Raw genomic sequence first — 20,796 nt, 5'->3', positions numbered from 1 at the left:
AGAAATCTGCATATGGCGTTTGAAGGTTTAACCGGAAGATTGCAGAATGTGTTCAGCAAGCTACGCGGAAAAGGTAAAGTATCCGAAGAAGACGTAAACGAAGCTATGCGTGAAGTGCGGTTAGCCCTTCTGGAAGCCGATGTTAACTTCAAGGTAGTTAAAGAATTCGTGGCTAAGGTGAAAGAAAAGTCCATCGGCAAGGAAGTCATGGACAGCTTTACGCCTGGCATGGTAATTATCGACATCGTCAACAAGGAACTAACCGAGCTGATGGGCGGAAGCCAAGCGAAGCTGGCCAAGTCGAACAAGCCACCGACCGTCATTATGATGGCGGGTCTACAAGGGGCTGGTAAGACAACCACTTCGGGTAAGCTAGCTAAGCTGTTACAGAAGGGCAATCATCGTCCGCTCCTGGTTGCGGGAGATATTTACCGGCCTGCTGCTATCAAGCAGCTGCAAGTGCTGGGAGAACAGATTAAGGTTCCTGTATTCTCGCTTGGTGATGAGACTAGTCCGGTAGAAATTGCCAGACAAGCTGTACAACATGCGAAGGATAACGGACTTGATTATGTTATTATCGATACTGCAGGCCGCCTGCATATTGATGAAGAACTAATGGAAGAACTCAAGCAGATTCACAATGTTGTAAATCCTGATGAAGTACTTCTTGTAGTAGATGCTATGACGGGTCAAGACGCCGTGAATGTAGCCGAGAGCTTTAATAAGCAGCTTGAGCTTACAGGGGTCGTATTGACGAAACTCGACGGCGACAGCCGTGGTGGTGCTGCACTGTCAGTAAAAGCTGTTACCGGTTGCCCGATTAAATTCGCCGCTTTAGGGGAGAAGATCGACGCGCTGGAGCCGTTCCATCCGGAACGTATGGCTTCGCGGATTCTGGGTATGGGCGACATGCTGTCGCTGATTGAGAAAGCCCAGGCGAACATTGATACTGACAAGGCTAAAGAAATGGAACGTAAGATGCGTAATGCAGAGTTTACGTTCGACGATTTCCTAGAGCAAATGGATCAGGTGAAGAAGCTAGGCCCTATCGATCAAATTCTTGATATGCTTCCGGGTATGAACAAAGCCAAGGGCATTAAAGATTTAAAGGTCGACGATAAGCAAATGGGACGCGTTGAAGCCATAGTTCATTCTATGACTAAGGCGGAGAAGCAACAGCCTGAGATCATTAACCATAACCGCCGCAAGCGTATTGCAACCGGCAGCGGAACCTCAGTCGCTGAGGTCAACCGCCTCATCAAACAATTTGATGAGATGCGTAAGATGATGAAGCAATTCTCCGGCATGATGGGCGGAGGCGGCAAAGCCTCCAAGAAAAATGCCATGAAGCAGCTTAAAGGTCTTGGTGGTGGAAAAGGGCTGAAATTCCCTTTTAAATGATCTTGAATGTCTGACCAACTAATGTTGGAAACTATTATAAGGAGGTGATTTTTCGTGGCAGTACGTATTCGTCTAAAAAGAATGGGAGCGCATAAAGTGCCTTTCTATCGTGTAGTGGTTTCCGATTCCCGGTCCCCTCGTGACGGTCGTTTTATCGAGGAAATCGGTTATTATAATCCGATTGAACAACCGGCAGTAGTTAAGATCGATGAGGAAAAAGCTCTTAAATGGCTTCAAACAGGTGCGCAAGCATCTGATACCGTCCGCAACTTGCTTTCCAAAGCAGGCGTGATGAAGAAGTTTCATGAGCTTAAGCAACAGAAATAATGACTGATTGCGAGGGTCCTCTATGGAAGAATTAGTTGGAGTAATTGCTAAGGCTTTAGTGGATCATCCAGAAGATGTGACGGTACGGGCTGTGGAGAAAGAGCATTTGATTGTCTATGAGCTGTCCGTACATCCAGATGATGTAGGAAAGGTCATCGGCAAGCAAGGCAGGATCGCCAAGGCGCTCCGTACAGTAGTCACATCTGCAGCAGTCAAGAGCGATAAACGCGTAACTGTAGATATTTTATCTTAAATAATGCGTACAATGAGGGGCTAGGGATAGTATATCCCGGCTCCTTTTTGTTCAAATATATAGATGAAGCTTGTAGAGGAGAGGGTTATATGACGGAAGAATTAACCGTAGGCCGGCTTGTGAATACACATGGAATTCGCGGGGAGATTAAAGTATTATCCCATACCGATTTTCCTGAGGTTCGTTTCGCTAAAGACAAGAAGCTGTTCGTCATTCCTGCGGATGGCAGTGCAAAATTCGAAGTGACTGTAGAATCCGCTCGAGAGCATAAGGGTATGTTTATCGTTAAGCTTAAGGGATATACCAATATTAACGAAGTGGAAAAGTATAAGGGAAGTTTGCTTAAGGTGCCAAGTAATGATCTGGTTGAACTGCCAGAGAACGAATATTACTTCCACCAAATCGTTGGCTGTGAAGTTTATACGGATGATGCTGGAAGTGAACCGCTTGGCACAATTACGGAAATTTTACAGCCAGGTGCAAATGACGTGTGGGTTGTTAAGCCTGCTAAAGGTCAAGACATCCTTATCCCTGTAATTAACGATGTAGTGCTGAACGTGGACATTGAGGCCAAACGAATTACGGTTCACTTAATGGAAGGACTATTGCCATGATCAGAATTGATGTGCTAACGCTCTTTCCGGAGATGTGCGAAGGCGTATTTAGCACAAGTATTCTTGGTAAGGCACGCGAAAAAGGGATTGTATCTTTGAATGCTGTGAACTTTCGTGATTTCTCAGGAAATAAGCACAACAGTGTGGATGATACACCGTATGGCGGGGGCGGGGGTATGGTACTAAAGCCTGACCCGATCTTTGCAGCGGTAGAACATGTATTGGGGATCGAGGCTAGTCCTTTGGAGAAGGGTTCTGAATCTGCAGTCCCGTCGCCTTCCTCTGTGAAGCCACGCATCATTCTTATGTGCCCACAAGGAAAGACCTATAATCAGAAGATTGCTGAGGAACTGGCACAAGAGCAGCATCTAATCTTTATATGTGGTCATTATGAGGGCTACGATGAGCGGATACGGGAGCATCTGGTTACAGATGAACTGTCGATTGGCGATTACGTGCTAACGGGTGGAGAACTACCAGCACTGACGGTTATTGATTCAGTAGTTCGGCTACAGCCAGGGGCGCTTGGAAATGAAACCTCTGCGATCACGGATTCGTTCAGTACAGGGCTGTTGGAATATCCTCACTACACTCGACCCGCTGAATTTCGCGGCTGGAAGGTACCAGATATGTTGCTGAGTGGCCATCACGCCAACATCGAAGTATGGCGGAGAGAGCAAGCGTTACAGCGTACACTTGAACGTAGACCTGATTTGCTCGAAAGTGCAGAACTAACATTGAAAGACAAGAAAACACTGGAACGTCTGAAAAATGAAATCAAGCCGGAGTAAAATTTTAATAAAACAGGCATATTTTACGTCTTTTTAACGTATCTTACGTTAAGGAGGCGTTTTTGTTATGTTTACTTAAGTATAAGAAGGGCTATAATCTCGTATTTTTTTGCGTAATTTCCAAAACAAATGAGCATAGGTGCGTTGAACTCTTCTATTTGGGGTAATAGATAGAGGTGGCGTAATACTATATGCAGCTTACGATGCAGCAAGCTTAACTATTGAAAGGAATGAACTGAAGTGACTACGAAGACGCGTGAGGAATTCAAGCCTAGCGTGGACACGATCCACAAAGATGCGGAGCCGCTCCGCACCGTGAATGATATTATCGATTATTATACAAATCGCAAATCGTAATTCCCATTCGCCCTTTAAAGCTTGAACATATAAGATTAATAATTAAGTATGAATAAGCAAGTCCAATAAAACCATTAGAGTATAGCGAACGAAAGTTCACTACATCTAATGGTTTTATTGTGCTCTACTAAGAGGTCAAACCCTGTGATTCTGATCAGAATGTAAACGCCCCCTCTTCAAGGAGAATTAAAAACTCTTTGGAAAGGGGGCGTTTGGTTAACTATAAAAATTCGTGGAGGCGCATTCTACTCTTTGCGAAAGAGGCGATATACTCCTGTAAGTAGAGCGTAAAGCGCAAAACATACGAGAACAGTAACTGCCCATGCATAGTTGCGAACGGTATAGGTAAGCGATGATAAAATAATAAAGATGGTAATACGCAGTACGCCTTCCTTAATAAACTGTTTACGTGCTACATTCATTCGATTGGCCTCCTTGAATGGATAGGATGGTACGGATAATAAGCCGAAAATATGTCTTTCCTTATATATAACCTTTGGGAATACAAAAAATGCAGAGAACGGAAAGTAAATATCGATCCAAACAAATGACCTATGTAACTTAGCCGTTACCGACCTGTACTCCTCACCATAGAGTATATCATTACGAATGAGGAGGAGTACACTAGTGGAGGCTTATTATAATTGCTTACGTTGTAAGAATAGAAGGGTACGTATCCTGACTACTGATGGCAGACAGCATGAAGGTGTGATTACAGATGTGGACAGATATAATGTTTACTTAAGAACAGGGTCCAATGGACCTGTGCAGACTTCTGCATTTTTTGGTTACCCTTATGCTGCTGACAATATTTTAACTCTCAGCTTGTTCACGCTGTTGGCTATTGCATTAATCTGATATGATGATGCAAAAACAGACCGTCCGCTAATCCGGACGGTCTGTTTTTTAGTGGTTGGTTACTCTACTGTAATTGCACCTATATCAGAGCTTAAGGACAACAAAGGACCTCCTCCGTTAACATCACGTTTGCCACCCTCAACCCCGGTGATCTGGCCTAGATCACTTTTAGCCACCAAGCTACATTTCACGCCATCGGCTAGAACAGCATTGAGGCTACCTACATTTGTTGTCGCTTTAAGACGGCTATCACTCTTCATTCCGGCTATATCCATACGTATGCTTCCTGTATTAGACTCTAGAGTGGACTTACCGGTGATGTTAGCTCCTTCGATATCAATAGCTCCAACGTTGCTGACGATGCGGTAATTTCCGTCCAGATTGCGGAGACGAATTTGCCCGACATTATTGGTGATTTGATATTCATCCATACGGGTGGGGATCTCAATGGTATAGTTAATGCTAAAATCTGAATAACCGTATTTGTCTTGAGCCCAAGTCCATAAATCCTTCTTCGGATTTGATTTGGAATTTGTAGATACCTTCAGAGTATCGCCACTAACGTCTATTGAAATCTCAGCGTCATCCAAAATTTTCTGGCGGTCAGCTTTATGAGCGGAGCCGTTATGGGCTAAGATTGTCGCACTCACATTAATTTGATCACCCGTAGTTGATGTAACTTCTATTTCTCCCACTGCATTGTTCATGCTAAGCACTGAAGCAGAGCCGATCTCTTTAGATAAGGATAGTTCTTTGCTAATGCTGTTTGCTTTAACTTCGTCGACCACCTTGGTAGCTGTATCCTGAACGGCCTGTTCCACGCTTGCAGCGGCTTTACCCAGCTCTTGCTTCACAGCCTCACCAATATTTTGCTGCACATCTTCAGTAATATTCTTTCCTAGTTCATTATTAGCGGATTGCCTACCCGGTAACTCTGTGCATCCTGCCAGAAGTACGATGGACAAGACGGCTACAGCTGCCATTACGCTAGTTGTATTACTCTTTTTCATTGAATAAAATCCTCCTTATTTTTGGGTATATGTGTTCTTCCCTAAGCGCTACGTTATGTACGTACTTCTGTAAGTATAGCCTATGGGGATTTATTGTAAAAACGGCTGTAGGCGGGTTAATATACTGGACCAAAGACTAGGTATTTAAAAAGTGTTCACTACACTTCAAATTTCAATTGTGCTAAAATGAAATATAGATCTTACGCTCACATTAAAATGGGTAAGGGTACATATAAAAAGAGCGAAGATGCTCTCATATATAATCTTCAGCAGCTACTGAAAAGCGCTTTTTATAGTGAGATGTGCTAAGGCTAGTTTGCGAATACGATATAGACCGTTGCCTTACTTGCATCACAGGGCGGTCTTTTTATTTTCTTACCTCAAGTAAATCATGAAGAGCGGAGGGAGCCAGATGAAATATGTAGTTATTTTGCTTGTCTTGCTAGCGCTGGGTGTTGGGTATTATATCGTTCAGAAAAAGAAAACAAGTAGCTCAAGCGATCCTTTGCGCACGACTAGCAGTAATGTGATCTCAATGGATAGTCATCGCAAAGCCAAACAGAGTCCAGGGGAGCAACCTTGCTCTTCTTGCAAGAAGAAGAATGGGAAGTTGATCTTCTACGCTCAAGACAATGGAACCGTGGTCGGCTTGTGTAAAGACTGCCAGTCTAAGGCAAAAAAAAGAGATATGTTACCGTTATAAAATAGAAAAATAAGTTGTATTAGCCCGTCCTTTATGATATTATTAACTCTGTTGTGTGGAATACGGTGGTCCGCTGCGGATAATGAGGGAGAGCTCAGATCTCTCCGGAAGAGGCAAGAACACCTGTACGGAAGGAGGAAGTCCTTAATGAATATCCTACAAGCTATTACGCAAGAGCAACTTCGTAAAGATATCCCTAGTTTTCGTCCGGGTGACACTTTGAAGGTGCATGTAAAAGTTATCGAGGGAACTCGTGAGCGTATCCAGTTGTTCGAAGGCGTTGTAATCAAACGTCGTGGCGGTGGAATCAGTGAGACTTTTACGGTTCGTAAAATTTCTTACGGTGTTGGTGTGGAAAGAACATTCCCAATCAACTCGCCTAAACTCGAAAAAATCGAAGTGGCTCGTCGTGGTAAAGTGCGTCGTGCTAAGCTTTATTACCTTCGTGAACTACGTGGTAAAGCAGCGAGAATTAAAGAAATTCGTCGCTAGAATAGTGACAGAGGAGAGGGGCTTGAGTTCAAGCCCCTTTCGCTTTATTTTTTTTTGAAAATATAAGAAAAGCATAAGTTTTACGTTATACATTATTCTTATATTTCTCGCATAAACGCATACCGTCCTTAAAAGGACGCTGAGGGCGTTTTAGCTTGGTATACAATGCGTGTGACATATACGCTTGGGGATAAGCTTCTCCGAAAAGGCCTCCTGAAGGAGTATCTGTGGAGGGGTTTTTGGCAGGAGTTTTTTTGTGTTGTATAGTAAGAGTAGTATTAAGAGAGGACGGTGAACTATGCAGCAGGAACAAAGCGAAACTTTGGAATCAAGCGAGCAGAACCCACGTAAACAGAAAAATGAAGTGCTGGAATGGGTCAAGGCCATTGCGATTGCTTTAGTTCTGGTTATACTGATTCGCTGGCTTTTATTCAAGCCTTTTATTGTAGATGGACCTTCCATGCAGCCTAATTTCCATACGGGAGAACGTGTTATCGTTAATGAAATTTTATACGATATAAGATCTCCGCAGCGGGGTGAGGTTATTGTATTCCACGTGCCATCTGAAGGCAGAGATTTTATTAAACGTGTAATTGGTGTGGCTGGAGATACTGTGAAAGTAGAAGGAGATGTAGTTACAGTTAACGGTGAGGTTGTTAACGAGACTTACATCCAAGGCGCTATTGATGCTGCGCATAGTAACAACGCTCTGTATAATAATAAAGATTTTCCAAATGAAAAATTCACGGATGGTACTGTACCAGAAGGACATATTTTCGTTATGGGGGATAATCGCTCGGATAGTACAGACAGCCGGATGATTGGCTATGTGCCGCTGGGTGATATTGTGGGTCGTGCAGATTTAATCTTCTGGCCGATAAAAGATATTACACTGATTAACCATTAAGTTGACAGAAGTCAAAGGAGGTGACGGCAATGGCCATTCATTGGTTTCCTGGTCATATGACGAAGGCTAGGCGGCAAATCGAGGATAAGCTGAAGCTGATTGATGTTGTTATAGAGTTGCTCGATTCCCGTCTGCCGCTTTCCAGCCGCAATCCGATGATTGACGATATTTTGCGGGACAAGCCGAGATTAATTATTTTGAACAAAGCGGATCTGGCGGATCCGGAAATTACTCGGAAGTGGCTGGCGTACTTTAAGGAACAAGGGCATGTTGCCCATCCTGTGGACGCATCTACTGGAACAGGCGTTAAGGAGATTCCGGAGCAGGTCAAGCTGCTGTTGAAGGAAAAAATTGATCGGCAGATCGCAAGGGGAATGAACCCACGGGCTATGCGCGCATTGATCGTCGGTATTCCTAACGTCGGTAAATCAACGCTGATTAATCGAATGGCTGGTAAGAGTATCGCTGCTACGGGTGATCGCCCGGGGGTTACTAAGGGCCAGCAGTGGATTAAAACAGGAGGTAATCTGGAGCTTCTGGATACTCCTGGTATCTTATGGCCGAAGTTTGAGGATCAAGACGTGGGTTACCGCTTGGCCGTGACGGGTGCGATCAAAGAAGAAATCCTGAACATTGAGGACATTGCTTTTTATGCAGTGAAGTATTTGGTCAAGGATTATGGTTCCAGATTTCAAGAACGCTTTGGTATTGAGAAGCTTCCTGAGGATCTTGAGAACCCTGATGAGATCGTTGCAGTTATGGAAGCCGTGGGCCGCAAACGCGGTTGTCTGATTAGCGGTGGACGTGTTGATCTGGAAAAAGCTTCACGTGCTTTGCTGCATGAGCTGCGGGCAGGTAAGCTTGGTCGTTTTACGCTGGAAACACCTTAAAGGCGTTTAAATGAATGGGTATGGAAGAGCCATCCGGAAATTTTCGGGGGCTCTTTTTTTTGCCGATTTGGATCAAATTGGAGTGGTTATTTGTACATGACCATGTGAGCTTTACTATGGTAAGCTGACTTATGTAGTTTATAGAATAATTTATAATTGGCGGTGACAGATCGTGAGTACGATAGATATGTTGAGTTATGAAAAAGAGGGCTGGGAACAGTCTTATCGCCGTATAGCCGGCGTAGATGAAGTAGGCAGAGGTTGTTTGTTTGGGGATGTTGTTGCAGCAGCGGTGATTTTGCCGGAAGGGCTTATTATTGATGGCGTCAACGACTCTAAGAAGCTTACAGCGAAAAAAAGAGATGCCTTATTCGAGATTATTATGGAGCAGGCGATAGCTATTGGTGTAGGTTATGTGGATTCCCGCATGATTGATGAAATTAATATTAAACAGGCTTCTCGTCTGGCGATGAAAAAAGCGGTAGAAGGTCTTAGTCATACCCCGGACTATATGTTAATCGATGCTGAAAAAGTTGATCTTCCGTTGCCGCAGCAGGCGATCATAAAAGGAGATGCAAACAGCCAGTCCATTGCGGCAGCTTCGATTATAGCTAAAGTAACAAGAGATAGACTGTGTGAAGGGGTGTGGGAGGAATTATACCCTGATTATGGGATTGCGATACATAAAGGTTATGCGACCAAGCTTCACAGGGAACAAATTACGGCGTTAGGTCCGACACCTATGCATCGGCGCAGCTTTATTGGGAAGATTCTTGCTGAACAGCAAACCCTTTTTTAGAAATATCAGAATATAAAAGACGCCAAAGGCGTTTAAGCTTGGATGAATTCACCGCTCAAAAAAGTCGGATTAATACCGATATAGTAAGAAGAGAGAAAATGGAGGGAGGAGAAACGGTATGAATATCGGAACATTGATCCGTGGATTGCTCGGGGATAATAAACCGGGAGCAGCCAAGTCTTTGGAATTGAAGGAAGGGCAGGTTGTACGTGGTGTTGTATTGTCTGTCTCGGATTCGGGAAAAGAAGCCGTTGTGCAGATTCAAGGTACACCTGTTCGTGCGGAGTTGGAAACACCACTACTGCCAGGAGAGACCCTGAACTTACAGGTTGGAGCACCCGGAGAAGGCGGATTGCCCGTATTGAAGCCGGTCTCCCTCGGCGAAACGGTGTTAGCCACCCCGCAAAACATGGGCGAGGCATTGGAATCGCTTGGGCTTACTGACTCCAAAGCGGGTCGGGAAATTGTGTTGGCGATGCAGTCGGGTGGTATTCCGCTTACCAAAGAGACAGCGGCGATTCTGGATGCTGTAATGAGTGCGAAACCTGCGGGCGTGCCGACCTCAGAGTGGCTTGATGCAGCTGTCATTTCTGTAAAGCGGGGCTTGCCGGTTACCCCTGAAAGTGTGAAAGGATTGCAGCAGGCGGTTTTTGGTCCGCAGCTTCATCAGCTTTTGTCAGCGCTCGAAGAACAGATTACGATTTGGGCAGGTCGAGTCGCCGGTGAAGAAACAACAACAGCCGAAGCTAAACCTGGAATGGGTACCCCAACCGGAAAGCTGAATGCTCCTGTAACGACAGGTACGGGCGCTGTGATTAACGGGGAAGCGGTATCAGCAGGTGATGCTGATGCGGAAATGGACCAGGTGGCGGTTAAAGGAACTGGACAACCTGTAAGTAAACCTGCTGAAGGTAGTGGTGGTGTTACTACTACAAGCGGAAGTGCTGCTGCAACAGGAGGGGCAACGGGAGCCGGAGTTATTTCTGATGAACCAATAATTCCTTTGAATTCAGTGAAATCAGAAATATCAGGAAGTGCAGCTGCAAGTACAGCTGAAACTCCTGAGAATGAAACCGGTATTGTAACTGCCAAGCCAGTGGTCCCCGAAGAGGCTGGTGAGGTAGCTCAGCTCTCGAAGAGTGGAAATACTGGTGAACCTTTGACTGGGAAAATAACTTCTACGCTTGCTTCAGGAACTCAGAGTAGTGCTGCTAACACGCAAGGGGACGGAATTGTAAGCAATCAAAATAGTTCTAATCAGAGCGAAACTCATGGCAATGAAATGAGTCTAAATAAAGATAGAGCGCAGGGTAGTGTCAGTGGCGCGATTACAAGCGCCACTGGATCAGCTGGTGCAGATAGCCAAGCTGGTGCAGCAAGCCAAGCTGCTGCGCCTAGCGGGGCTGCCCTGCTCGCGAAGCTGCAGGGCGTGCTCACCGAGCTGCGCGGCAGCATGCCGCAGCTCGCGAACGTCCCGCCCGCTGACGCGGCGGGACAAGATCCTGCCCCCGCGCCGGCGCGCCGCGCGGGGAGACCACGGCTGCTGCGGCTTCGCCGGTGCAGCCAGACACCGCCCCACCCGCGGATGCGGAGTCGTGGGTAGGGCGGGTGTTGAAGCTGCTCGGTGCGGAGCACGAGCAGCAGGCCGTGCGCGGCGGCGCTTTGCCGGCCGCGGAGACAGCGCGAGCGGCAGCGGGGACAGCTGCAGCCGCGCTAGGCAGTGTCGGCGGGGAGCAAGCTGCCGACACGTTGAAGGGCGTGCTGCTGCAGCTTATGAGCAGCAGCGAGGTGCCGCCCGCGGTAAAAGATGCCGCGAGCGGGCTAGTGCAGCAGCTGACAGGCCAACAGCTGCTGCTGAATACAGATCGGACTGCTCCCTTCGCGCAGGTTACATTGTTCTTGCCGCTGCAAGGTCCAGATGGGCAGGAAACTGCATCGGTTCATATCCAGTCCAGGCGGGGCCGCAAAGGGGAGTTGGATGCAGCTAACTGTCGATTGTGGTTCGATTTGGACATGAAGCAGCTAGGGCAGACATTGGTAGATGTGCAGGTTGTAGATCGAATCGTTAGTCTTAAGCTTCATAATGATCATCCGTGGGTGCTTGAGCTGCTGGAGACGCGGCGTGAAGATATAAAAACTGCGGTAGAATCCATCGGTTATCAATTATCAGGTTTAAGAACCGAACCCTTGCCAGAATTGAATTTGCCTAAAGAGCTTGCTGGCTCCAATACTAATAAGTTTGTTGATTATGTTCCTGAGGCTTACAAAGGAGTGGATTACCGTATATGAATGAGCCTGTACAGCCAATTTCACAAGGGCTCAAAAAAGCGGTCGCTCTCAAATATAGTCCCGGACAAAACGAGGCTCCTGTCGTAGTAGCCAAGGGACAAGGCGCGATAGCAGACCTTATTCTGCAAAAGGCTAAGGAGAGCGGGGTTGCTGTTCAGGAAGATGCAGCCCTCGTGGAGGTTCTTTCAAAGCTTGATCTGGACCAACAGATTCCGTCTGAGCTCTATCAGCTGGTGGCGGAAATCCTCAGCTTTGTGTATCAGAGCGATCGTTCCGCTGGTGAACGGGGACAAGAATGAAAGAGCCCTATGTAAGAAAGCACTATAACCGCAAAGAGAAAGGAACTGCTGCAGAGAACGGAGCTGTGCAGTACCTATCTTCTAGCGGGTATATGATATTGGAACGGAATTGGCGTTGTCGTACTGGAGAGCTTGATATCATTGCGGAGCGTGAAGACTGTATTGTTGTTGTCGAAGTTCGTAGCCGCAGTGGAGAGCTGCTTCAGGGAACTCCAGAAGAATCGGTGAATGCTCGCAAAATAAACCAGGTTCGGAGTACAACACAGGTTTATTTGCATATGAAGGGTTATGAGGAACGGCGGGTTTCTTTTGATGTAATTAGCGTCTTGTTAAATGACGATCTTAGCCTAGCTTCACTTAGTCATATTCGCGAGGCGTTTTAAGAGTAACTCTATTTTCTCATGCGATTCTTTATGAATTTGCTGCTGTTCTGATAAAAAAGTCTTTACATACCTTCCGCACTGTGGGTCATTTCTCAAAAGAAATGGGTAAACATTAGGAGTAACTTTTTAATGTCATCATGAGGAGGGCTGTCTAGTGAAGAATAAACCTTCTGAAATGCAGGTTAGTTTTACATGCCAATATTGCCAGCAGAAGATTGAAGTGGAATTTAAAGCAGAGCCAATATCTGTCGTCTGTTGCGATAATTGCAATAAGACCTTCACGGTAATGCGGCCCACTATAGCGGAGGAAATATTAATAGATTGGGAAAATGAAGCGTTATTTCAAAAAATCCGGGCTGAAAAGTCGCAAAACAGCAATAGCAGTCTCTTAGCGCTTGTAATTAGAGTTATTGAACTGCTTACATGGCGTGACAAAGGCAATGGACAGGTGGAAGCGATCAAGGAGATGCGTGGCTGGCTCATTGACAATGAGGAGGCGCCTCCTTTAGCTGAACTGATTCAGAGTGATGTTAATAAACGTTCGAGTAAGCGGCGCGACTGGGAAAAGTAACATTAACAATAAAGAGGTATTCCGTCATCGCCTCATGACATAGAATGATACGTATAATTTCGTGAGAAATTAGGCGGAAAAGTCCTCGGGGCTCCGAACTTCCTAGGGTTTATGGGTAGTCGGAGCTTTTTTCATACATACTGTCATTAGAATAGAAACAAAAGGAGGGTGCACATGGCTAAGGTTTTTTTCACATCTGATCATCATTTTGGGCATAAGTTGATCATTGATTTTGAATCCAGACCCTTCAACGATGTAGAGCAAATGAATGAAGTTATGATTGAAAGTTGGAATTCGGTAGTGAATCCGGACGACAAAGTATTTCATTTGGGAGACTTTTCTTTTCTGAATAAGGAGGCAACTCGTGCGATTGTGGCCAGACTGCATGGATACAAAATCCTGATCCTTGGCAATCATGATCGCGGCCGCAGCCGAAGTTGGTGGCTTGAGGCAGGTTTTGATGAGGTTAGTGAATATCCTTTGATTTATAAGGATTTCTTTTTCCTCTCACATGAGCCTATGTACATGAATAAACATATGCCTTACGTAAATGTGCACGGCCATATTCATGGGCAAAAATATGAGGGGAACAATCATTTTAACATTTGTGTAGAGCATTGGAACTATAAACCGTTGACTTTTGAGCAGATTAGGGACTCGGTCGTAGTTAAAGAAGGGGATTGATGTAGGTCTTTAGAGATGTGCTTTCGCTTTTATGTAAAACTTGAATTTCTTATTCTAAAGATAAATTGCTCACAGATTGCGTTAGGACACAACTTCTATAATGTACTTAACAGCTAATATATATTTGGAAAATAAGGAAGCACCTTTTTTCTTGAAGCTATGACACCCCAAATTAGGGTGTAATTCAGGAGATGAGGTGTTTTTATTATGTATGGGAAAATGTTTAGCGCGTGTCTGTATGGGATTGAAGGGGTAATGATCGGTGTGGAAATCGATCTTGCAAATGGACTGCCGCAGACGAATATCATTGGCTTACCAGATTCAGCGATTCGCGAGGCTGTTGAACGAGTTAGGGCTGCCGTTAAAAATTGCGGTTACCGCTATCCACAGCAGCGTATTACGATCAATCTTGCTCCAGCTGACCTGCGTAAAGAAGGTTCCGCTTTTGATCTAGCGATTGCTTTGGGGATACTGATAACTAGTGGCCAGTTGATTATGCCTTCAGCTCAAGAGATGCTTTTGATTGGAGAGCTTGCGCTCGACGGCAGTCTGCGTCCGGTTTCGGGTGTGCTGCCGATGGTTGAAGCAGCGCGTAAAAGCGGGTTTAAAGCCGTTCTGCTCCCGCAAGGCAATGCGGCAGAAGCCGCTTTAATCAGTGGCATGAATGTTTATACCATCGACCATTTGCAAGCGTTAGCGAATGCTGCTGAATCTGTGGCTAGCTTTGGTCCGATTATAGATAAGCTAGTTCCTCTAGAAGAATCTGAAGGATCACCACTTCCTTTTCCTGTATCCGTGAGTATGGGGACGGGGGCAAAAGAACAACCTCCGGTGCTTGTTCTTTCTGTAGAGCATCTCAAATATAACCCTAAATATTCTGATTCTGAGGCTGCTTCTTCCGAAGCGAATGAAATAATGGATGATTACAGTGATGTGCTTGGACAGCAACATGTGAAAAGAGCACTAACTATCGCGGCTGCAGGGATGCATAATATTATGCTCATCGGCCCACCTGGCACAGGCAAAACGATGCTGATCAAACGCCTTCCCAGTATCCTTCCGCAATTGTCGGACAGTGAGGCACTTGAGGTAACCAAAATTTTTAGTGCGGCTGGAAATTTGAAGGATGCACACAACGGTTTGCTGCGAAGTCGTCCATTTCGTTCTCCACACCACACGATATCTTCTGCCGGATTAATTGGAGGGGGCGGTATTCCCAAGCCAGGTGAGGTAAGTCTTGCGCATCGAGGTATTCTGTTTCTGGATGAATTGCCTGAATTCTCCCGGAATGTGCTTGAAGTGCTGCGACAGCCACTCGAAGATGGGGTGGTTACTATAAGTCGTGCCCGGGCTTCCTTTACTTTTCCTGCCAAATTCATGCTCGCTGCATCGATGAATCCGTGCAGCTGCGGCTTTTTTGGAAGCGGTATCTCCCAGCAAAATTGTACCTGTAGTCCATCAAGGATTGCCCAATATCGAACCAAAATATCCGGTCCATTATTGGATCGGATCGACTTACAGGTTGATGTTCCCCGCCCGAAGGAATGGAATCGGCAGGGGCATGTTTTATCGTCAGCAGATATGCGTGCGGAGGTGTTGGCTGCTCAGGCCATCCAAGCTAAACGTTACAAACGACTGGCGATTTCATGGAACAGTGAACTTTCCGGTGCTTCCCTTCGGAAATATGCAAGCCTAAACCGAGAGAGTGCTCAAATGCTGTATGATATTTTGGAGAATTTAGGTCTAAGCATGCGAGCGCATGATCGGATTATTAAGCTATCCCGTACCATAGCTGATCTGGAGGGTGCACAGGATATTTCTTCTGTACATCTCGCGGAAGCTGTGCAATACCGTAATCTGGATCGACAGGTATTAGCGGAGGAATAAAGATAAAAGAGCAGCGATTCCCGTTAATGAGAATCGCTGCTCTTACTATGGACCGGTAGTGACGAGCACCGCCGAACCATTATTATGCTCTGATGCTTATGGAACGGACCTAGAGGACGTTGTTTGCAAGTTTTTAGCCCTTGGAGCGTAGATTCGGACTCTGGAGACGCTATTCCTTCGGAAGAAGGTTATATTGGGTGGTTTTCATTCCAATAGCTGCTATGAGGTCCGATAGCATCCCAAATATGGGATTAAGTTGCGTTTAAGATCAACTGTGTCCGTTAGCGACTTCGAATGCAAAATGTCACGTATTCAAACGAAGGTTAGATCGTTTAGCAAATTTCACATACATTATTCTCTATAAATTTCTTACAGTACATTCAATTCTACTTCGATATTGCCACGAGTGGCACGGGAGTAAGGACATGCCCCATGGGCAGCTTCTACCAAAGATGCTGCGGTTTCTCTGTCAACGCCTTTAACCAGCACGTCAAGCTTAACTGCAATACCGAACCCGCCATCTTCAACTTTACCAAAGCTTACAGTAGCCGTAACTTCACTGCCTTCAATCTTCACTTTTCCAAGACGAGCAACCATGTTTAGAGCACTGTCAAAACAAGCGGAGTAGCCAGCTGCGAATAATTGTTCAGGATTAGTGCCTTCACCACCGGCACCCCCCATTTCACGTGGTGTACTGATCGTAAGGTTGAGTTTAGGGCTTTCTGATTCTATATAACCGTTTCTTCCCCCAACGGCTTTAACTGTGGTTTCATACATCTTTTGTTGAATTGTCATCATAATAAATCTCTCCTATTCATTAATTAGTTTGTGTACAATCTAATTTATCACAATTAATATAAAAGTCAAATTAATTTTTTGCTATTATTATGATATATGAGGGAATTATGATAAAATAAAGAGATAAGGCGGGTGAATAAATATGAAAATGAGTGAAGAAGATATGCAGAAAATGACTACAACCCCAGAGCTGCTGATCGAGAATCAGCTCTGTTTTACCATTTATGCTTGCTCGCGTGAGATTACAAAGCTGTACCAACCGTATTTGGATAAGATTGGTTTAACTTACTCCCAATACTTAGTAATGCTTGTGTTATGGGAACGGCAGCAATGTACAGTAAAAGAGATTGGTGAGGCGTTATTTTTGGATTCAGGCACGCTGACTCCGCTATTGAAACGCTTGCAAGCTGCAGGCCTAATTATACGTGAACGCTCGATGCAGGATGAGCGAAAGGTATTAATCTCACTAACGAAACAAGGCTGGGCACTTCAAAGTGATGCCGTGTGTATTCCCGGCAAAATGATGGAAGAAACGACACTGACAAATAATGAATCCATAGAGCTACTTGATCAGTTTAAAGACTTACTGAATCGTGTTCACGAAGCTAATATCCAAGATAGTAAAAAGTAAGCGTAGTAAGGAGTCAATGCGATCGTTCGCATTCCGGCATGAAATCAAGCGAAAAAATGTGTACAAATCATGAATATATTTAAGGTAAGCGTTTTAAAAACATGTTACACTATTCTGGGTTCCTTTGTATGGCATATAGGTAAATATAAGCTTAGTCTTATAGATTTACACAATGTCTCTTGCAGAAATAATGCCATTCTTTTTACGAGTGGTAGATCATTTTCTGCTGGTTCCGGAATAGTGCTGCATGTATAACATCAGCCTATCCCTAACCCCGCGGCAATCAAAACGGAAAGCGAGATGACAACAGGCTGCCTGTTTAGTCACCACGCTACTTTAGGAGGCTACCGCTATGAATATCCACGAGTATCAGGGAAAAGAAGTGCTTAAGAAGTACGGTGTAGCCGTACCGAATGGAAAAGTAGCTTATACAGTGGAGGAAGCGGTAGAAGCCGCAGAGTCACTGAGCACACCGGTTGTTGTAGTTAAAGCTCAGATTCACGCAGGTGGACGCGGTAAAGCTGGAGGAGTAAAGGTTGCTAAGAATATCGATGAGGTGCGTAGTTACGCAACTGAGATTCTGGGCAAGACTCTAGTAACTCACCAGACTGGACCGGAGGGTAAGGTAGTAAAAAGACTGCTCATTGAAGAGGGTTGTCAAATTGTTAAGGAGTATTACATTGGTATCGTAGTTGACAGAGGTACTGGCCGAGTGGTCATGATGGCTTCTGAAGAAGGCGGTACTGAGATTGAAGAAGTAGCTGCAACACATCCGGAGAAAATTTTTAAAGAGATCATTGATCCGGCAGTGGGTTTGCAGACTTTCCAGGCGCGTAAGCTGGCTTACAGTATCTCTATTCCTAATGAGCTGGTAGGCAAAACTGTGAAATTCATGCAAGCGCTATATTTAGCTTTCGTGGATAAAGATTGCTCTATTGCCGAAATTAACCCATTGGTAGTGACTGCGGATGGGAATGTGATGGCACTGGATGCCAAACTGAATTTTGATTCCAACGCCTTGTTCCGTCATAAGGATATTCTAGAGCTGCGGGATTTGGATGAAGAGGATTTAAAGGAAATCGAAGCCTCGAAGTATGACCTTAGTTACATTGCACTTGATGGCAATATTGGGTGCATGGTAAACGGTGCAGGTCTCGCGATGGCGACTATGGATATTATTAAGTATTATGGGGGCGAACCCGCCAACTTCCTGGATGTAGGGGGCGGTGCAACGACCGAGAAGGTAACAGAAGCCTTTAAAATCATTTTATCCGATGAAAAGGTGAACGGAATTTTTGTTAACATTTTCGGTGGTATTATGCGCTGTGATGTTATCGCTAACGGTGTTGTAGAAGCGGCTAGTCAACTGGGTTTGACCAAACCGCTGGTTGTGCGTCTTGAGGGAACAAATGTTGGATTGGGCAAGCAGATTTTGGCCGGATCGGGACTGAATATTGTTGCTGCTGATTCTATGGCGGACGGTGCCCGTAAGATTGTGTCTCTTGTGCAATAATGGCCTGATTTAGGAAGCCAGTTATCGTATTTGACAATATAAGTAGGGATGTGATTTAAGGCATGAGCATTCTTGTAGATAAAAATACGAAAGTTATCACGCAGGGAATTACAGGATCAACGGGTTTGTTCCATACTAAAGGTGCGCTGGATTATGGAACACAGATGGTTGGAGGGGTAACACCGGGTAAAGGTGGAACATCTGTCAACATCACGCTTGAAAATGGCAGTGAGGTTAGCCTTCCGGTATTCGATACTGTTGTAGCTGCTAAGGCGGCTACAGGCGCAACCGCTAGTGTAATCTATGTACCGCCAGCATTTGCAGCAGACTCCATAATGGAAGCCGTGGACGCAGAACTCGACCTGGTGATTTGTATTACCGAAGGGATTCCAGTACTTGATATGGTAAAAGTGTCCCGTTATATGGAGGGGCGCTCTACTGTATTGATCGGACCCAACTGTCCGGGAGTTATCACTCCTGGTGAGTGCAAAATAGGAATTATGCCGGGTTATATTCATATGCCAGGGTACGTAGGTGTTGTCTCGCGCAGCGGAACTCTAACCTATGAGGCTGTTCATCAGCTGACCACGCGTGGAATCGGGCAATCTTCAGCTGTAGGTATTGGCGGAGACCCTGTTAAAGGCTCAGAGTTTATTGATATTCTGAAGCTTTTTAATGAGGATCCGGGTACAAAGGCAGTCATCATGATTGGTGAAATTGGCGGAACCGCAGAGGAAGAAGCAGCAGAGTGGATTCGTGAGCATATGACTAAGCCGGTAGTAGGGTTTATTGGCGGCGCTACTGCACCTCCTGGCAAACGTATGGGGCATGCGGGTGCTATTATTTCCGGAGGCAAAGGCACAGCGAGTGAGAAAATTGCCGTACTTGAATCGTGCGGAATCAAGGTTGCTCCTACACCTGCCGAAATGGGCTCAACGCTAGTAAGTGTGCTTGAAGAACGCGGTATTCTTAGCGCTTTTACAACGCATTAATTATTTTATTTACTTGAAGGAATTCACTCTACGCGAGTGGGCTTCTTTCGTGTATAATTATTTCAGAGGTAAGCAACCTTTTGTTCCTATCCAAGGGATAAAAGGTTGCTTTTTTTGTTTTTTAACATAGAAAAATATTGAATTACAAGAAAATATTGCATTCCTCTAATTCATGTTACAAAATAGGGAAGGCTAACCCTTCCATTAAAGGAGAGTAAGCTTATATGGAAGAAAAAGATCTGCTGTTTGGTTTTAATGAAGTGGAGGGGATTGGCTGGAAGAGTATCGACAAGATTCGCAGAGCCGGCTTAATGTCAGAACGAGCATTTTCCTGTAGTGCAAAAGATTGGGAAACGATCGGATTGAACGGAAAGCTGTCGAATTATCTTGCTTCCATATATACATTAGAATGGATCACCAAAAGGCGCTTATTAATGGAAGAATGTGCAGTGAAGATGGTCACTGTGTTTGATGCGGCTTATCCTGTTTTGTTGAAGGAGACGGCACAGCCACCGTGGATCCTTTATTATCGAGGGCGTTTGGAACTGTTATCAACCCCTAGTGTGGCGATGGTTGGCACTCGTGTGCCAACAGCTTATGGACGAAAGGTAGGGGAGATTCTCGCGGAGGAGCTTAGTGCAGCAGGTCTAACGGTGGTTAGCGGACTTGCGAGGGGGATCGATAGCATTTGTCATGAAGCGGCGCTAAGAAGCGGTGGAGGGACCATAGCGGTAGTGGCAACAGGGTTGGACAAAGTCTATCCAACTGAGAATATTGAACTGGAGCGGCGTATCTCTCAGGATGGGCTTGTCATTACAGAGTATCCTCTTGGAACTAAAAGTCATCCTGGATTATTTCCACAGCGTAATCGGATCATAGCAGGTTTATCACGGGGGACAGTGGTCGTGGAGGCTGACAGTCGCAGTGGATCACTTATTACAGCCGATGCTGCCTTGGAAGCTGGGAGGGATGTCTTCGCAGTTCCCGGACCTATTACATCACCTAAGAGCAGAGGGGCGTTAGAGCTTATCAAGCAGGGGGCAAAGCTGGTAACCAGTGGATTAGATATTATAGAAGAATATACTTCTTATTTGCCGACAAACGTAATAAAAACAGGGAATAATAGCACTACCGAACAGACAGCAGACGACTTTATGATTGAAAAGAAATTGACAAATGAGGAGTCTCACCTATACCATATACTGCATCAAGGCCCTTTTATATTGGACGATCTGCTTGTAAGAACAGGATGGGATTTTGGACATTTGCATTCAGTTCTGTTATCTTTAATCATAAAAAAAGCGGTAACACAATTACCAGGAGCTATTTATAAGGTAATTTAATATA

General features: G+C 45.2%; 25 protein-coding genes. 22 read left to right on the top strand and 3 right to left on the bottom strand.

Annotated features, from left to right (window positions below):
- The first annotated feature begins 12 nt into the window (after nucleotides 1-12).
- The 5 genes from ffh (at nucleotide 13) to trmD (ending at nucleotide 3,386) form a co-directional block, all read left to right on the top strand.
- Nucleotides 13-1,401, top strand: a complete 1,389-nt coding sequence (gene ffh, locus MKY14_RS09850) for a signal recognition particle protein (RefSeq protein WP_248548846.1) — start codon at nucleotides 13-15, stop codon at nucleotides 1,399-1,401.
- Between the two features lie 54 nt (nucleotides 1,402-1,455).
- Complete coding sequence (gene rpsP, locus MKY14_RS09845; RefSeq protein WP_340976386.1) at nucleotides 1,456-1,728, top strand: 30S ribosomal protein S16; 273 nt, start codon at nucleotides 1,456-1,458, stop codon at nucleotides 1,726-1,728.
- A gap of 22 nt (nucleotides 1,729-1,750) precedes the next feature.
- Complete coding sequence (locus tag MKY14_RS09840) at nucleotides 1,751-1,981, top strand: KH domain-containing protein (RefSeq protein WP_036688600.1); 231 nt, start codon at nucleotides 1,751-1,753, stop codon at nucleotides 1,979-1,981.
- Nucleotides 1,982-2,070: 89 nt separating this feature from the next.
- Nucleotides 2,071-2,595 (top strand): ribosome maturation factor RimM, encoded by a 525-nt coding sequence (gene rimM / locus MKY14_RS09835; RefSeq protein WP_076190860.1) that lies wholly within the window; start codon nucleotides 2,071-2,073, stop codon nucleotides 2,593-2,595.
- The gene (gene trmD, locus MKY14_RS09830; protein ID WP_076307759.1) at nucleotides 2,595-3,386 is read left to right on the top strand and encodes a tRNA (guanosine(37)-N1)-methyltransferase TrmD; all 792 of its coding nucleotides are present in this window, start codon (nucleotides 2,595-2,597) and stop codon (nucleotides 3,384-3,386) included. Before rimM ends, trmD begins: the two co-directional genes overlap by 1 nt.
- A gap of 602 nt (nucleotides 3,387-3,988) precedes the next feature.
- Here the strand turns inward: trmD and MKY14_RS09825 are convergent.
- The gene (locus MKY14_RS09825; RefSeq protein WP_155288145.1) at nucleotides 3,989-4,165 is read right to left on the bottom strand and encodes a hypothetical protein; all 177 of its coding nucleotides are present in this window, start codon (nucleotides 4,163-4,165) and stop codon (nucleotides 3,989-3,991) included.
- A 205-nt stretch (nucleotides 4,166-4,370) separates the two neighbouring features.
- On the opposite strand from MKY14_RS09825, the gene MKY14_RS09820 reads away from it, so the two are divergent.
- Complete coding sequence (locus tag MKY14_RS09820) at nucleotides 4,371-4,601, top strand: hypothetical protein (RefSeq protein WP_036688596.1); 231 nt, start codon at nucleotides 4,371-4,373, stop codon at nucleotides 4,599-4,601.
- Between the two features lie 59 nt (nucleotides 4,602-4,660).
- On the opposite strand, the gene MKY14_RS09815 is transcribed toward MKY14_RS09820, so the two are convergent.
- Complete coding sequence (locus MKY14_RS09815; RefSeq protein WP_076143833.1) at nucleotides 4,661-5,611, bottom strand: hypothetical protein; 951 nt, start codon at nucleotides 5,609-5,611, stop codon at nucleotides 4,661-4,663.
- Between the two features lie 412 nt (nucleotides 5,612-6,023).
- On the opposite strand from MKY14_RS09815, the gene MKY14_RS09810 reads away from it, so the two are divergent.
- The 12 genes from MKY14_RS09810 to MKY14_RS09755 all read left to right on the top strand — a co-directional run bounded on the left by MKY14_RS09810 (nucleotide 6,024) and on the right by MKY14_RS09755 (nucleotide 15,515).
- A complete protein-coding gene (locus MKY14_RS09810; RefSeq protein ID WP_051491579.1) occupies nucleotides 6,024-6,314 on the top strand; it encodes a hypothetical protein in 291 nt (96 codons plus the stop codon).
- Between the two features lie 147 nt (nucleotides 6,315-6,461).
- Entirely contained in the window at nucleotides 6,462-6,806 is a 345-nt protein-coding gene (rplS, locus tag MKY14_RS09805) for a 50S ribosomal protein L19 (RefSeq protein ID WP_036688590.1), read from the top strand.
- Between the two features lie 298 nt (nucleotides 6,807-7,104).
- Entirely contained in the window at nucleotides 7,105-7,713 is a 609-nt protein-coding gene (lepB, locus tag MKY14_RS09800) for a signal peptidase I (protein WP_036688589.1), read from the top strand.
- 29 nt (nucleotides 7,714-7,742) lie between these two features.
- Nucleotides 7,743-8,603 carry a ribosome biogenesis GTPase YlqF gene (gene ylqF / locus MKY14_RS09795; protein ID WP_036688587.1) on the top strand — a complete coding sequence of 287 codons (861 nt, stop codon included), beginning with the start codon at nucleotides 7,743-7,745 and terminating at the stop codon, nucleotides 8,601-8,603.
- Between the two features lie 187 nt (nucleotides 8,604-8,790).
- Nucleotides 8,791-9,402, top strand: coding sequence for a ribonuclease HII (locus MKY14_RS09790; RefSeq protein WP_076100429.1), 612 nt, complete (start codon nucleotides 8,791-8,793; stop codon nucleotides 9,400-9,402).
- A gap of 118 nt (nucleotides 9,403-9,520) precedes the next feature.
- Complete coding sequence (locus MKY14_RS09785; RefSeq protein ID WP_340976385.1) at nucleotides 9,521-11,005, top strand: hypothetical protein; 1,485 nt, start codon at nucleotides 9,521-9,523, stop codon at nucleotides 11,003-11,005.
- Nucleotides 10,960-11,691, top strand: a complete 732-nt coding sequence (locus MKY14_RS09780; RefSeq protein ID WP_340976384.1) for a hypothetical protein — start codon at nucleotides 10,960-10,962, stop codon at nucleotides 11,689-11,691. Before MKY14_RS09785 ends, MKY14_RS09780 begins: the two co-directional genes overlap by 46 nt.
- Nucleotides 11,688-11,990, top strand: coding sequence for an EscU/YscU/HrcU family type III secretion system export apparatus switch protein (locus MKY14_RS09775; RefSeq protein ID WP_038571992.1), 303 nt, complete (start codon nucleotides 11,688-11,690; stop codon nucleotides 11,988-11,990). The genes MKY14_RS09780 and MKY14_RS09775 overlap by 4 nt, the downstream gene beginning before the upstream one ends.
- The gene (locus MKY14_RS09770; protein WP_076127091.1) at nucleotides 11,987-12,373 is read left to right on the top strand and encodes a YraN family protein; all 387 of its coding nucleotides are present in this window, start codon (nucleotides 11,987-11,989) and stop codon (nucleotides 12,371-12,373) included. The genes MKY14_RS09775 and MKY14_RS09770 overlap by 4 nt, the downstream gene beginning before the upstream one ends.
- A 154-nt stretch (nucleotides 12,374-12,527) precedes the next feature.
- Entirely contained in the window at nucleotides 12,528-12,944 is a 417-nt protein-coding gene (locus MKY14_RS09765) for a hypothetical protein (RefSeq protein ID WP_081383206.1), read from the top strand.
- A 174-nt stretch (nucleotides 12,945-13,118) separates the two neighbouring features.
- A complete protein-coding gene (locus MKY14_RS09760) occupies nucleotides 13,119-13,628 on the top strand; it encodes a metallophosphoesterase (RefSeq protein WP_036688580.1) in 510 nt (169 codons plus the stop codon).
- Nucleotides 13,629-13,835: 207 nt separating this feature from the next.
- The gene (locus MKY14_RS09755; protein WP_340976382.1) at nucleotides 13,836-15,515 is read left to right on the top strand and encodes a YifB family Mg chelatase-like AAA ATPase; all 1,680 of its coding nucleotides are present in this window, start codon (nucleotides 13,836-13,838) and stop codon (nucleotides 15,513-15,515) included.
- Nucleotides 15,516-15,884: 369 nt separating this feature from the next.
- Here MKY14_RS09755 and MKY14_RS09750 read toward each other — a convergent pair whose 3' ends face one another.
- Nucleotides 15,885-16,313 carry an organic hydroperoxide resistance protein gene (locus MKY14_RS09750; protein WP_036688575.1) on the bottom strand — a complete coding sequence of 143 codons (429 nt, stop codon included), beginning with the start codon at nucleotides 16,311-16,313 and terminating at the stop codon, nucleotides 15,885-15,887.
- Between the two features lie 142 nt (nucleotides 16,314-16,455).
- Here MKY14_RS09750 and MKY14_RS09745 point away from each other — a divergent pair, with 142 nt between their 5' ends.
- From MKY14_RS09745 to dprA, 4 genes are all read left to right on the top strand, one after another.
- Nucleotides 16,456-16,944 (top strand): MarR family winged helix-turn-helix transcriptional regulator, encoded by a 489-nt coding sequence (locus MKY14_RS09745; RefSeq protein ID WP_235219564.1) that lies wholly within the window; start codon nucleotides 16,456-16,458, stop codon nucleotides 16,942-16,944.
- A gap of 352 nt (nucleotides 16,945-17,296) precedes the next feature.
- Complete coding sequence (sucC, locus tag MKY14_RS09740) at nucleotides 17,297-18,457, top strand: ADP-forming succinate--CoA ligase subunit beta (RefSeq protein ID WP_038571984.1); 1,161 nt, start codon at nucleotides 17,297-17,299, stop codon at nucleotides 18,455-18,457.
- A 62-nt stretch (nucleotides 18,458-18,519) separates the two neighbouring features.
- Entirely contained in the window at nucleotides 18,520-19,449 is a 930-nt protein-coding gene (gene sucD / locus MKY14_RS09735) for a succinate--CoA ligase subunit alpha (protein ID WP_036688571.1), read from the top strand.
- Nucleotides 19,450-19,673: 224 nt separating this feature from the next.
- A complete protein-coding gene (dprA, locus tag MKY14_RS09730) occupies nucleotides 19,674-20,792 on the top strand; it encodes a DNA-processing protein DprA (protein ID WP_340033269.1) in 1,119 nt (372 codons plus the stop codon).
- The last annotated feature ends 4 nt before the right edge of the window (nucleotides 20,793-20,796 follow it).

Source organism: Paenibacillus sp. FSL R5-0887, from assembly GCF_038002305.1.
GTDB classification, from domain to species: Bacteria; Bacillota; Bacilli; order Paenibacillales; family Paenibacillaceae; genus Paenibacillus_AQ; species Paenibacillus_AQ odorifer.
This window is presented reverse-complemented; position numbering and strand designations above follow the sequence as displayed.